Origin of the sequence: Micromonospora sp. NPDC048898, from assembly GCF_043198035.1 — a bacterium.
Taxonomy (GTDB): Bacteria; Actinomycetota; Actinomycetes; order Mycobacteriales; family Micromonosporaceae; genus Micromonospora.
Genome location: NZ_JBICUF010000001.1, coordinates 702025 through 714768 on the forward strand (window position 1 = coordinate 702025; position 12744 = coordinate 714768).

At 68.3% G+C, this 12744-nt stretch carries 11 protein-coding genes and 2 tRNA genes; 4 read left to right on the forward strand and 9 right to left on the reverse strand.

Going from position 1 to position 12744, the window contains the following annotated elements; genetic code table 11:
* Positions 1–74 precede the first annotated feature (74 nt).
* Positions 75–3197, forward strand: coding sequence for a hypothetical protein (locus tag ACGFIQ_RS03285; RefSeq protein WP_393238429.1), 3123 nt, complete (start codon positions 75–77; stop codon positions 3195–3197).
* 70 nt (positions 3198–3267) lie between these two features.
* Here the strand turns inward: ACGFIQ_RS03285 and ACGFIQ_RS03290 are convergent, their stop codons facing one another.
* From ACGFIQ_RS03290 to amcA, 5 genes are all read right to left on the reverse strand, one after another.
* A complete protein-coding gene (locus tag ACGFIQ_RS03290) occupies positions 3268–3834 on the reverse strand; it encodes a PIN domain-containing protein (protein WP_393238431.1) in 567 nt (188 codons plus the stop codon).
* Positions 3835–3838: 4 nt separating this feature from the next.
* Positions 3839–4369 (reverse strand): helix-turn-helix domain-containing protein, encoded by a 531-nt coding sequence (locus ACGFIQ_RS03295; protein ID WP_393238434.1) that lies wholly within the window; start codon positions 4367–4369, stop codon positions 3839–3841.
* A 716-nt stretch (positions 4370–5085) separates the two neighbouring features.
* Positions 5086–5655, reverse strand: a complete 570-nt coding sequence (locus tag ACGFIQ_RS03300; protein WP_393238437.1) for a kinase — start codon at positions 5653–5655, stop codon at positions 5086–5088.
* A gap of 15 nt (positions 5656–5670) precedes the next feature.
* The gene (locus ACGFIQ_RS03305; protein WP_393238440.1) at positions 5671–6333 is read right to left on the reverse strand and encodes a pentapeptide repeat-containing protein; all 663 of its coding nucleotides are present in this window, start codon (positions 6331–6333) and stop codon (positions 5671–5673) included.
* Between the two features lie 61 nt (positions 6334–6394).
* Positions 6395–6577: a multiple cyclophane-containing RiPP AmcA gene (gene amcA, locus ACGFIQ_RS03310; protein ID WP_393238443.1), complete on the reverse strand. Its 183-nt coding sequence runs from the start codon at positions 6575–6577 to the stop codon at positions 6395–6397.
* Between the two features lie 26 nt (positions 6578–6603).
* Here amcA and ACGFIQ_RS03315 point away from each other — a divergent pair, with 26 nt between their 5' ends.
* Positions 6604–7815, forward strand: coding sequence for an XRE family transcriptional regulator (locus ACGFIQ_RS03315; protein WP_393238444.1), 1212 nt, complete (start codon positions 6604–6606; stop codon positions 7813–7815).
* 6 nt (positions 7816–7821) lie between these two features.
* Here the strand turns inward: ACGFIQ_RS03315 and ACGFIQ_RS03320 are convergent, their stop codons facing one another.
* Both ACGFIQ_RS03320 and ACGFIQ_RS03325 read right to left on the reverse strand, forming a co-directional pair.
* Positions 7822–8502, reverse strand: coding sequence for a YdcF family protein (locus ACGFIQ_RS03320; protein ID WP_393238447.1), 681 nt, complete (start codon positions 8500–8502; stop codon positions 7822–7824).
* A 227-nt stretch (positions 8503–8729) separates the two neighbouring features.
* Positions 8730–8805: transfer RNA gene (locus tag ACGFIQ_RS03325), tRNA-Lys, on the reverse strand.
* A 188-nt stretch (positions 8806–8993) separates the two neighbouring features.
* Here ACGFIQ_RS03325 and ACGFIQ_RS03330 point away from each other — a divergent pair.
* Entirely contained in the window at positions 8994–10259 is a 1266-nt protein-coding gene (locus ACGFIQ_RS03330; RefSeq protein WP_393238449.1) for an Ig-like domain-containing protein, read from the forward strand.
* 251 nt (positions 10260–10510) lie between these two features.
* Positions 10511–11800 carry an Ig-like domain-containing protein gene (locus tag ACGFIQ_RS03335; protein ID WP_393238452.1) on the forward strand — a complete coding sequence of 430 codons (1290 nt, stop codon included), beginning with the start codon at positions 10511–10513 and terminating at the stop codon, positions 11798–11800.
* A gap of 117 nt (positions 11801–11917) precedes the next feature.
* Here ACGFIQ_RS03335 and ACGFIQ_RS03340 read toward each other — a convergent pair.
* Positions 11918–11990 (reverse strand) — tRNA-His (locus ACGFIQ_RS03340).
* A 115-nt stretch (positions 11991–12105) separates the two neighbouring features.
* Positions 12106–12696, reverse strand: coding sequence for an oligoribonuclease (gene orn, locus ACGFIQ_RS03345; protein WP_393238455.1), 591 nt, complete (start codon positions 12694–12696; stop codon positions 12106–12108).
* Positions 12697–12744 lie beyond the last annotated feature (48 nt).

The following is a 12744-nucleotide window of genomic DNA, read 5'->3' on the forward strand; positions in this document are numbered from 1 at the left end:
CCGCAAAACCGCCGCTGACCTGCCGAATCAGCGCCGCGTCAGCGCCGTTTCAGGCTGCTCAATACGTTCGCGCCATGACAATCAAACGTTTCTCGCGGGCGAGACGCGGGGCGGCTGTCGCGACGGTGGTCGCCGTCGCGACAGCCGGCGTGCTGTCCGGCGTACCCGCGTCGGCCGATCCCGCTCCCGTCCCCATCCCTCAGGCGACGCTCACCGACCGGGCCTTCGGACAGGTTGCCGAGATCCACATCCAGGGTGCCGATCGGATCAGGACCGCCGTGTTGTCGGCCGAGTTCGTCCAGTGGCACCGGCTGCACCCGAACGCCACGGCCGCACAGGCACAGACCCAACTCACCGCCCGCAAGCAGTTGCTCGACAGCTCACTCACCGCGTTCGACCTGCTGGTGCCGGAGCAGGACCTGCTGCTCAAGTCCGTCGACATCCTGCTCGGCGCCCCCGGCGGCGACACCCGGACCTCGCCGGAGGTGACCGGCCTGGTCGGAGCCGTGATCGGCAGGTCGGTCGAACCGTGGGACACCCGCGAGGAGCTGGCGTCCGGCGCGTTGCGCACCGCCCAGTGGCTGCGCGGCCGGGACGACGCGCTCGCCGCCGTCTGGTCCGCGGTCCGACAGTCGGGCGCGGCAAGTGTGCCGGTGGCCACCGCCTGGAACGCCGTGCTCGGTGCGCCGTTCGGCGTGGACGTGACCAGCACCTACGAGGAACTGGCGGCGGATCCCGGGCTCTCCCGGGTGGACCTCGACGCGATCCTGGCGCTCCAGGGCGACTCGGTGGCGTACGTCGCGGCGGCCAAGCAGCAACTCGCCACCCTGCACGCGCAGCTGCTCGGCCTGAGCCTGGAGATCCGTCTCGAAATCGGCGAGAACAACCGCAAGTGTCCGCCGGAGGGGCCACCGAGTGCCGAGTGCACCGCCGCGGCGAAGAAGGCCGCCGAGGACCGGGACAAGGAACGACAGCAGACGATCTCCGACATCAAGGCCGGCGTGGGCATGGTCTCCACCATCATCGGCTTCGCCGACCCCGACGCCGGCAAGAAGTCCAAGGTGATCGGCGAGGCGGTCCTCACCACCATCAGCGCGATCTCCAAGTACGCGGCGGCGATCACCGGCCGCGGCCTGGCCGGCTCGATCTTCAGCACCGCGACGCTGGCGATGACCGGCAACGTCTTCGGAGCCGTGATGTCGATCGTCGGGCTCTTCGGCAGCAGCGGACCCTCGCTCGACCAGCAGATCCTCGCCCAGGTCAAAGCGTTGCGCGACGAGGTGCGGGCCCTCGGCAACGAGATGCGGGCCAGCTTCGCGCGGGTCGAGGCCCAGATCAACACGGTGTACGCGAACATGATGGCCCAGTTCGACAAACTGAACGCGGCGATCGCCGGCAACACCGCGCAGATCACCCTCGTGCAGCAGCAGGTCGCCCAGCTCGGTCTGCGCCTGGAGGACATCGCCGCCACCGTGCTGACCGCGATCGGCGACACCACCCTGCACGACGCCCGCTCCGACATCAACCAGTACGTCGGCTACCTGGAGAACTTCGGCCAGCCGATCCCGACGTACGGCGAGTTCGTGGATCCGGAGAACGAGTTCCACCTGGCCTCCACCCAGCTGGCCAGCGGCGCGGCCTTCGTGGTGCCCCGGACCGACGCCGACAACCCGGCACTCGATCCCACAAACGTGCTGAACAGCTTCGGTGAGGCCCGGTCGATCAACTATCTGGCGCGGATAGCCGCCGGTCGCGACCCGTCGATCGTCGAACCGCCGACACCGGTCGGCAACCCGACGGTGTGGAACCTCGGCGCGCAGGCGTACGCCATGTTGATGCTGCAGAATCCGACGTACGCCGCCCAGGTCAGCGCCAGCCGCGCGGCGCAGATCGAGGCGGAGGGCACCCGCATCGCCGACCTCGCCGCCAGCTTCGGCCGGCCGGTCGACGGCAACGCCAACAGCCTGATCACCGGGCTGGTCAACGAGTACGTCGGCGCCACCAACGAGTTGTCGACAGCGCTGGCCGCCGTTCGGACCAACGAGACCCAGGTCCGCTGGGAGCCGGACGCCAACGGCGTGCAGGTGCGGACGCCCAAGAACTACGACCTGTTCTGGGACACGGACAAGCCGCTCGCGGCGGCACCGACGAAGGCCGACGAGGCGACGGTGCCGGCCTGTAGCGGCACCAGGCAGATCGACCGCCCCAGCAACGTTCGCTACGAGCTGATGTCGAACGTGGTGCGGGCACTCCACTACGCGTACACGCCACATGCCGGCGAGCCGCCGGCCGGGGTACGCGAGTTGCCCGAGGTCGGCTACTGCTACACGCCGAGCTGGGTCTACACGCGCACGACCGGCTACGGCACCGGAGTGATCCGCCACTACGGCAAGCTGCGGTTGCAGATCCACAGCCGGTTCCGGCTGAATCCCACCGCGGCGTGGCAGAACTCGCGGACCGCCGACTACACCTGGCCCGACGAGCAGGTCTACCAGGTCGACTGCGAGCTGTTCAACTGCGACAGCGAGACCACACCCGAGCAGGGCCTGACCCAGAAGTGGCCGTCCGGGCGGTACGCCTTCGCGAGCGGCGCGACGGCCACGAACAACACCGCGCTGGACGCCACGCTGACCACGACCCTGCGCGGCTTTCTCCAGGCCCGGCAGAAGGCCATGTACGACCGCGTTCGGGAGCTGAGCACCCAGGTCAGCGGGCAGGTGCCCGCCGCGCTGAAGAAGATGAACACGACGGCGCGGCTGCTTCAGGCGTACACCCGGTTGGGTCTGCCCAACGCCCTGGACTCGGACGACGTGTTGTCCGCGAACCTGTTCGGGCAGTACCAGATTCCGGTGAACATGCCGACGGATGCCAAGGTGAGCAACGCCTACGCCAAGGCGGGCGACACCTACGCGGCGTGCGGAAGCCCGCCGTGCGCGCTCGACCCCAGCCGCCCGCTACGCGACCAGGTCAGCCTCAAGCTGCCCTGCGAGCCCGCCGTCGACGCCTCGAACCTGCCCGGTGACCCGCTCGGCGACTGCCTGGTCACCAGCGCGCGCTCCCGCGCGTCGGCGCTCCTGCAGCGGTACGAGGTGTGGGCGGACCAGATGACCGCCGGGCTGCACCACGAACGGGTGCCGTGGATGAACGACACGATCATGGGGCTGCGCATCACCACACGCCTGACCCACGCCAACTGAATCCAGCGGTGCCGGTGCCTGCGGGCGCCGGCACCGCTTTCTGTCAGTCGCCGGGAACACCTCAGCCTCGTCACTCCGCATTCAATCCCTGTGCGATGTTGTGCTGTTCCGATTGACTGACGCGAGGCTGCGGGGGCCGCACATGCAGAGTGTCGACCGCCGCCTGACGCATCACCTCGACTGCCGACGTCATCCCGTAACGGCGGGCAAGGATCTCCAGGATCTCCTCTGCGGTCCGAACAGGACCCATCCGGCCCGAGCGTCTGGCTATGGCAGCCACAGCAGCACAAGCCCGCACAGGATCAAGGGCGACGGTGTTGGCCACGACAGCAGCGGCGACCAGATGCTCGTCGTCGGGATCGGGCAGGTTGTACGTGCCTTCCAGGCCTTCCCACCCGCCGACTTCCGCATCGTCGAAATGCTGCCGCATCTGCTCGACGAGGTGCCGTGCCCGCTTGGCGGCCTCGCCAGCGTCCTCGCCCAACTGGATCAGCTTCGCCCTCTGCTCGTACTCCAGCTCTTCGAGCACGATCGAACTCCACACAGGCCGATACATACCCTCGATCGCAAGGGAGAGCAGGAAGTCGCGCTGCAAATCGGGCCAGAGAACACAGGTGTCGAGAAGAGCTGCGAACACCTGCCTATTCTGCCAAGCCCCTACGGCGTCGGGCGACTGCACCACGCGCCTCGCGCAGCCGACGCATCACCGCATCAAGATCCTCTTCATCATTGAACTCCAACGATGTCTCCTCAAGTGCAGCATACTGCTCGGCCCTACGCTGCTCCCGGTACGCAAGCAGGTCAGGCAGAAGGACTCGCCGATGCGTACCCAGTCGTTCAAACGGGATCTTGCCCTCGTCGAGCAGCTTGACGACTGTGGGGCGACTGACTCCCAACAGGTCAGCGGCTTGCTGGGTCGTCAGTTTCAGGGTCCGCGGAGCCACCGTCACTGCCAACCCCTGCTGAAGCGCCTCAACGACCTGGCGGAGCACGCCGTAGATCTCGGCTGGAAGCTCGACTCGGTCACCAGGGGTAGCTCCGGCCAAGAAGTACCGTGGCGCCACCGGCCCCCGGCCGGCGCGCTCGTGAGCTTGCATGAAGTCGTGGACCTGGGTTACCCGCCCATCAGCTTCTGGCAGGTACGTCTCTTCGCGCAGAGCAGCTGCAGTCATGGCCCCTCCTTGTCGAAAGCATCGTATCCGCCTTCGTTTCTTGCGTCTAGAAAACCCCGACGCTCCCATGCCGAACCGCCGGAGCGGAAGGACCCGGTGAGAGATGCATCCCGGCGCCGCTCCTGCCTTGGTCGCCGTCAGCGGCGCACGCTTGCCGGCCCGGGAGCATCGACGAGACGAATGGCCTGGAAAGGCGCGGAGGTCCGGTGGCGGGGTGAGGGCTAGCCTCTGAAGTCATGTCCGCACCTGCGCCGCGTCCGATGCTGTTCCTCGACGTGGACGGCACTCTCATCCCGTTCGGCACACCCGCGGCGGCTGGCCCGGGCATGTCACATGGCCGCCCCGTGGCACCGGCTCTACAGGCCGATGCCCATCCCCTGCTGCACAAGATCGATCCGGGAGATGACAGCAGGCTGGAGGCCCTGCCGTGTGATCTGGTGTGGGCGACGGCCCCTTCGTCTGGGTCGACGCGACGAGATCTCCCACGCCGATCAGCAGTGGGTATCGACTCATCACCACGGCCCGGCCTTGCTACATCGGGTCGACCCACGACGCGGGCTGACCGAGCACGACTTCACTGTCATTGAATGCTGGCTCAGGCACGCGCGGTAGGGCCAGCTTCATGCCGTCGCAGTCGATGGACTGTCTGGCCACTCGGTGCTGATGTTGGCGAACGGTGCGCCGGGATGGCGACATCGGTAGCCAGCTGAGCTGCTCTACGGGGACGGAACGTTCGGTAGCAGGTCGTCGTCACGTCCGGTCTGGGGCAGCCCGGCCACAGTGGCGATGACGTTGACGGCCTCGTTAAGGCCCGTGGTCTCGGGTAGGACGAGTTCGTCGGGCCAGCCCAGGACGTCGTGGGCTGCGTACCAGCCGCTCATGTGCTCGGCGGTGAACTCACTGGCCTGGGGGCGGGTGAGGTGCCGGCGCAGGGTCTCGGCCAGGGACACGTCGAGATAGCAGAACAGCGACCGGCCGCGGTGGTCATCCCGCAGGGAGGTCAGCATGCTTCGGTAGCGGCTGCTGTGCATGATGCCCTCCAGCACCACGTGATAGCCGTGGTCAAGCGCGAACCGAACGGTCTGCCCGATCAACGCTGGTGCCGCGCCGCCGGGCTTGTCCCGTTCGCGCAGCAGGATGCGGCGCAGGTAGTCCTGCTCGACCAGGGCGCAGCCCCGGCCGTGCCGGCGTCGTAATTCGCGGGCGATGCTGCTCTTGCCCGAGCCGGAGTTGCCCCGGACGCAGACGAGGATCGTGTCCGGGCTGCCAGTCGGTTCAACGAGCACGATGCCTCCTCGGCTTCAGTCGGTGCGCACGGTGAGGCCGAGGGCGGCGACGGTCAGCTGGGTGAGGTCAGGAAGTTGGTTCTCGCCGAGGGTGACGCCGCGCAGGTTGTCCAGCGGCGTCTTGAGTCCCTGGATGCGGCTGTCCTGCAGGTCGGTGCCGTCGAGGTGGCAGGAGTCCAATTCCAGTCCGGCGAGGTCACATGAGCGCAGCGCGATGCGAGGTAGTCGGCAGGAGGACCACGCGCCGTTGGTGAGGGTGCAGTCGGTGAAGGCGACCGAGCCGGCGGCGGTGACGCGGTGGAAGGTGGCGTAGTCGAAGCGGCAGCCGTCGAACAGGACGTCCTTGAGGCGTACGTCGGTGAGTCTGGTGCCGGTGAACCGGGAGCCGGTGATCGCGCAGCGTTCGATGGTGACGCCGGTCAGGGTCGCGCCGGAAAAGTCGGTGCGGGTGATCTCGCAGCCGTAGAGGCTGCCCGCTTCCCAGCTGCTCTCGCTCAGGTCCGCGCTGGTGATCAGGCTGCTGCGGATGTGGGCGTCCTCAAGGTGCGAGCCGTGCCACGCTGCGCCCTCGACGAGGGCCTCGGTGAGGCCGCCGGACAGGTCCGTCGTGGTGTCGAGGTCGTCCGGTTCGAGGTCCGGCAGCAGGACCTTCACGTCGCCGATCGTGGTGGTGCGCATGTGTCCTCAACCTGTGTGGGCGCGGGGTGGGCACGCCACCCGCGCGTTCCCGTGGTGGGGGCTACTTCTTCTTGTTCCAGTTGTCCCAGCCGGGTCGACTGTCGAACTTACCTTTGTTGTCCCAGGCGGGGCGGTTGTCGAACTTCGCCGCGTCGATCGACGCTATCGACCGCTGCGGGTCGACGCCGAGGCGGGCGAGTTGCTCGGGTGTGGCGTTGATGAGGGTCGCGAGAGCGTTGGTCATGGTGCTCCTCCTTGAGGGGTGAGGTAGTGGGCGGCGGCGCGAACGAGGGCCTGTCGAGTGGTCCGGCAGTAGGTCGTTTCTCGGGCGGTGAACGTCGCGTGCTCGAAGTAGCGGTTGCCGGCCTGGGCGCCGCGGCAGATGTCGTAGAAGGCGCGCTGTCAGTCATACGCGCGATCGCCAAAGCCCTCGACGTGTCCCTCGGCGACCTGATCGGTGCACCGAGCCTGTTCGAGTGGTCGGACGACTCAGGGCGCGAGACCATCCCGGCCTTGCGGGCCGCGCTTCACGACTATCGTCACCTCGCGCCGACGCTGGCCAGCACGGGGGACGTGGAAGCGCCCGCCCTGCGCGAGATCGAGAACGACGTCGCTGAGATCTGGACCGCCTACCAGCATTCGCGATACGGCAGCCTCGCCCGCCGGCTGCCCTGCCTCATCCACGACTGCCTCACTGCCAGCGAGGCGTACGACGGAGACGATGGCCAGCGAGCGCACGCGATGACCGCCTACGCCCACCAGCTCGCCGCGTTGTTCCTCACCAAGCTCGGCGAAGGTGATCTCGCGTGGACCGCCGCCAGCCGAGGGCTGGCCGCCGCCAACGCCAGCCACGACCACGTCGTCATCGGCTCGCTCAGCCGCTCCGCCGCGCACTCGCTGGCGTCCATCGGCGAATATGCGCAGGCTCGTGGCCTCGCAGCCACGGCGGCGCAGTTCCTGGAACCACGGCTCGCCAAACCCACTCCGCAGCTGCTGTCGGTCTACGGCAGCCTGCACCTCGTCTGCGCGCTGGCCGCCGCCCGAGACGACGACCGCGCCTCCGCCGACACCCACATCGCCGAGGCCGATGCCGCCGCACGGCGGCTCGGCGCCGATGGCAACCACATCTGGACCGCCTTCGGGCCGACCAACGTGTCGATCCACAAGACGACCGTGGCGATGGAACTCGGCGACGTGCAGCGCGCCATCGCCATCGGCGCCACACTCGACACCAGCACCGTGCCCGTCGAGCGGCAGGTTCGGCACGCCATCGAAACCGCCCGGGCCCTTGCCCGGTGGAACCGCATCGACGACGCTCTCACGGCGCTCCTGGAGGCCGAGGTCATCGGCCCCGACCAGGTGCGCTACCACCAGCTCTCCCGCGACCTCGTCCGCGACATCCTCACCCGCCCCCGGCCACCCCGACTGGCCGTCGAACTCAGCGACCGGATGGGCGTCCGGTCGGGAGGACCGCGCTGGTAGCCGGGCTCAAATTAGCCGGCTCGTGTAGCCAGCCGCGACCAGGCGCTCGAAGGCCGCCCGCACCTCGTCCGGCATCTCCTGCGGGATCGCGAACCCGCGCTCCGCGTACACCTCAATCCGCTGCGTGTCGCCTACCAGCATGTCCACCACCCGCCGCGGATCGCCGATGCTGCTCACGTAGTCGTCCAGTTCGAGTGGGTTCGACGCGCACACCACACCGACCTCCGGCCACCTCAACCTGCAGGTGGCGTAGGCCCGCCGCTGCTGGTAGGGCCGCGACATGATCAGCACCGACGTCACCGGGATCCGGTGTTCGGTCAGGAGCTGACGCGAAAACTCCAGGTTCTGGGCGGTGTTCGTGGCACGCGGCTCCACGAGAATCGATTCCACAGGTACGCCCTGCTCGACGGCGTACTCCCGGTAGTGCACCGCTTCTCCACGCGGGAACCGCTCGACGGTCGTCGGGGCGTTCGCGCCACTGAACACGATCCTTGGGAACAGGCCCTCGTGAAACAAGCGCGTCGCGATGACGGCCACGCCGAGATCGTGACTGCCCAACCCGATCCCCACGTCGCACGGGCGCAACGCGTGGCCCATGTCGTGGTAGCTCCACAGCGTCTCCACGTCCGCCCGGATCGCGTCGGGAATCGCGTCGGTAGGCGCCGCCACACGTCGGTTCATCAGCACCTACCAGTCCGGCCCGCGCTGGGTTCCCTCATGCCGCCAGCGTAGGACTAGCAGGGCAACATGATGCCGCTGACTCCAGCCCCACGCCGCTGGCCCCGTCAGGTCCATGGGGGCTGACGACGGCCGGGTCCACCGGCTCCCGAGCACCACCGAGCGACCACCCACCACCCGCGTACACGAAAAAGGCCCTGACCCAGTGTGAACCACCAGGTCAGAGCCTTGATCGTTGGTGCGCCGCCAGGGACTCGAACCCCGAACCCGCGGATTAAGAGTCCGCTGCTCTGCCAGTTGAGCTAGCGGCGCTCGTTCGGCAACGGAGAAAACATTAGCACCCCCGGAAGTCGGGCTCCAATCCGGTTACCGGGCTCCCCCCTTCGGTCGAGCTTTGCGGGCAAAAAACCTCAAACCGGCCAGCTCGCTCAACTCGGGGGCGTGGGTTGCGGCGGTGATGCGGCACGATGTCCGCCAGGTACGCGAGAACAGAGGTGGGGATGACACGGTTCACGCGAGCCGGGGCGGTGGTGGGCGCTCTGACCCTGGCGGCGTCGCTGGCACTGACCGGGTGCGGCGACAAGCAGAAGGAGCCGACATTCGTCGGCGGGACGCCGACGGCAGACGCGGGCGCCGCATCGGGCTCGTCCGCGCCCTCGACGGCGGCCACGCCGAGCGGGCCGACGCTCGCGCTGAGCCCGGCCGACGGTGCGAACAACCGGCCGGTGAGCACGGAGATCAGCGCGAAGCTCCCGGACGGCGGCAAGGTTTCCGCGGTCACCCTGACCGCGGCCGGCGGGGGCGCGGTGGAGGGCAAGTTGCGCACCGACGGTTCCGCCTGGGTGCCGTCCGCCCCGCTGAAGTTCGGCACCCGCTACACCGCCACGGTGACGGCGAGCGCGGCCGACGGCACGAGCAGCCAGGGCACCAGCAACTTCACCACGATGGCCAAGCCGAAGTCGACGATCGGGTCCGGCCTGTACCTCTTCGACGACAAGAGCTACGGCGTCGCCATGCCGGTGGTCACCGAGTTCCACCCGGGCATCCCGAAGAAGGACCGGGCGGCGGTGCAGAAGCGGATGTTCGTCCGCACCGATCCGCCGCAGCCGGGGGCCTGGCACTGGGTCGACAACGGTACGCAGGCGTACTACCGGGCACCCGAGTACTGGAAGCCCGGCACGACCATCTCGGTGCGGATCGCGCTGGCCGGGGTGCCGCTGAGCAACGGCAAGTACGGCGACATGGACCGTAAGGCCACCGCCAAGATCGGCCGGTCGCTGGTGATGAAGGTCGACAACGCCAACAAGAAGATGACTGTGTACGAGGACGGGGCGCTGGTGCGCACCATTCCGGTGAGCCTGGGCAAGAAGAGCACGCCGTCGTCCAGCGGCACGATGGTCGTGATGGAGAAGAAGGAGGCCACGGTCTTCGACACCCGCGACGACCCGGACCCGGCCAACCGCTACGTCACCGACATCCAGTACGCCCAGCGGATCACCTGGGGTGGCGAGTACATCCACGCCGCACCCTGGTCGGAGCACGTGCAGGGGCGCCAGAACGTCTCGCACGGCTGCGTGAACGTGTCGACGGCCAACGCCCGGTGGCTGTTCGAGAAGACGCGGATCGGTGACCCGATCACGGTGCAGGGCACCGAGCGCAAGATCAGCGCCGGTAACGGCTGGACGGCGTGGAGCCTGAGCTGGTCGGCGTTCATCAAGGGCAGCGCACTGCCGGTGCCCAGTGGTGGTGCCGGCCCGACGCTCTGAGCCCTGTCGGCCTTCTCGCGCCGGCCCTGCCGATGGCCGGGCCGGCGCGTACCCTTGCACTCCGGCGAGGCGACGATGCCGCGGCGACCCCAGCGCCCCCGCACGGAGACGAGCCATGCTCACGAAACGCCGGATAGTAGCAAAAATCCGGCAGGAAAATCGGCGTGTTTCGGTTCACCCTCGGCAACCGGGGCCGGCTCTGGCGCGTCAGTAGGAGACGATGGGGCAGCGACCACGACTGTGAGGGAATCATGCGAGCTAGCCAGGATCAGCTGATCAGGCGCCGTGGGCGACGTCGGGTGTTCGCGGCGGGTTTCCTCGCCGTGGCGCTGGCCTTCACCGCCGCCTGCACCGACGGCGACGGCGGCAAGCCGTCCTCGTGGCACGGCGGCAGCGAGAGCCCGGCACCGAAGGCCGCGGCGACGATCAGCGAGCCGGCGGCCGACGCCAAGGACGTGCCGGCCTCGACCGGCATCACCTTCACCACGAAGGACGCCGTGAAGACCGCCGTCGAGCTCAAGGACGCGGCCGGCAAGCCGGTCGAGGGCGCGCTCGCCGCGGATGGCAAGACGTGGCTGCCGACCGGCACGTTGGAGTACGGCACGAGCTACACGGCGACCGTGACCGCCACCGGCGACGATGATCGTCCAGCCACCACGACCAGCACCTTCACCACCATGGCCAAGCCGGACAACCAGGTCCGGGTGAGCAGCTTCCTCGGCGACAACCAGGTGGTCGGGGTCGGCATGCCGCTGATCGTGAAGTTCAGCCGGGACATCCCGGAGGACTACCGCGATGACGTGCAGCGCCGGATGACTGTGACCTCGACGCCGGCCCAGGAGGGCATCTGGCACTGGGTCAGCCCCACCGAGATCCGCTACCGGCCGAAGGTGTTCTGGAAGACCGGCAGCAAGGTCTCCTACCGGGTGCGGGCCGGCGGCCTGCCGATGGGTGCGGGCTGGTACGGCCGCGCCGACCTCGCCGTGGACATCAAGATCGGCCCTTCGGTGATCATGACGGTGGACAACAAGACCAAGCGGATGACGGTGACCCGCAACGGCGCGGTGATCAAGACCATCCCGGTCAGCCTGGGCAAGAAGAGCACCCCGTCGTCCAGCGGCACCATGGTCGTGATCGAGAAGCTGCGCAAGACGGTCTTCGACACGTTCGCGGAGCTGGGCCCGGAGGAGGGCTACCGCACCAAGATTGACTTCGCGCAGCGTCTCACCTGGGGCGGCGAGTTCATCCACGCGGCACCCTGGTCGGAGGGCCAGCAGGGCAGCGTGAACGTCTCGCACGGTTGTGTGAACGTGTCGATGGCCAACGGCAACTGGCTGTTCAACAACACGCAGGTCGGCGACCCGATCACGGTCAAGGGCACCGAAACCAAGCTGCAGAACGGCAACGGCTGGACCGACTGGAACATGAGCTGGGACGAGTACGTCAAGGGCAGCGCCCTCCCGTACGAGCCGCCCGCCGCTCCGGACACCGCCCCGACCCCGGACGGCGCCGGTACCCCGTCCCCCACGCCGACCGCCTGAGCCCCACGAGGAAGCCCTCTCCGCGCTGGAGGGGGCTTCCTCGTTGCGGCCCCTATCTGGCCCCCAAGACGACTCAGGCCCCCTCCGGAGAGGGGGCCTGAGCAGCACAACCAACTGGGTGACTGATGGGAATTGAACCCACGACAACCGGGACCACAACCCGGTGCTCTGCCAACTGAGCTACAGCCACCATGCCTCCGTCGCCCGGTCGATCGCCCCGGGCGGGGTGCGGACCAATAATAGCCACACCGCCGCGCACCACGTCTAGCGGGTTCCCTGCGCGCCGCGAGGACGGCCGCCCACCCTCAGAGCTCGGCGGCGATCGCCTTGGCGGTCTCCACGTCCGGCCCGGGCAGCGGGACGAAGACGGTGCGCCGGTAGTACTCCAACTCCCGGATGCTCTCCCGGATGTCGGCGAGCGCCCGGTGCGCGAGGCCCTTCTGCGGCTGGCCGAAGTACACGCGGGGGTACCAGCGACGGCAGAGCTCCTTGATCGACGAGACGTCGATCATGCGGTAGTGCAGGTGCGCGTCGAGACGCGGCATGTCCCGGGCGATGAAGCCCCGGTCGGTGGCGATCGAGTTGCCGCACAGCGGCGCCGTCCGCGGGTCCTTGACGAAGGTGCGGACGTACTCCAGGACCAGGTCCTCGGCCTCGGCGAGGGTGACCGGCGAACGGCGGACCTCGTCGGTGAGGCCGGATTTGGCGTGCATCGTCCGCACGACCTCCGGCATCCCCTCCAGCGCCGTCTCGTCGGCGTGGATCACCACGTCGACGCCGTCACCCAGCACGTTGAGGTCGGGATCGGTGACCAGTGCCGCAACCTCGATCAGTTTGTCCCTGCCGAGGTCCAACCCGGTCATCTCACAGTCGATCCAGACGAGGAGATCAGCCACCGGGACAGCCTACGCGCAGCCCATGGGACGTGGCTGCGCGCTCTCGGC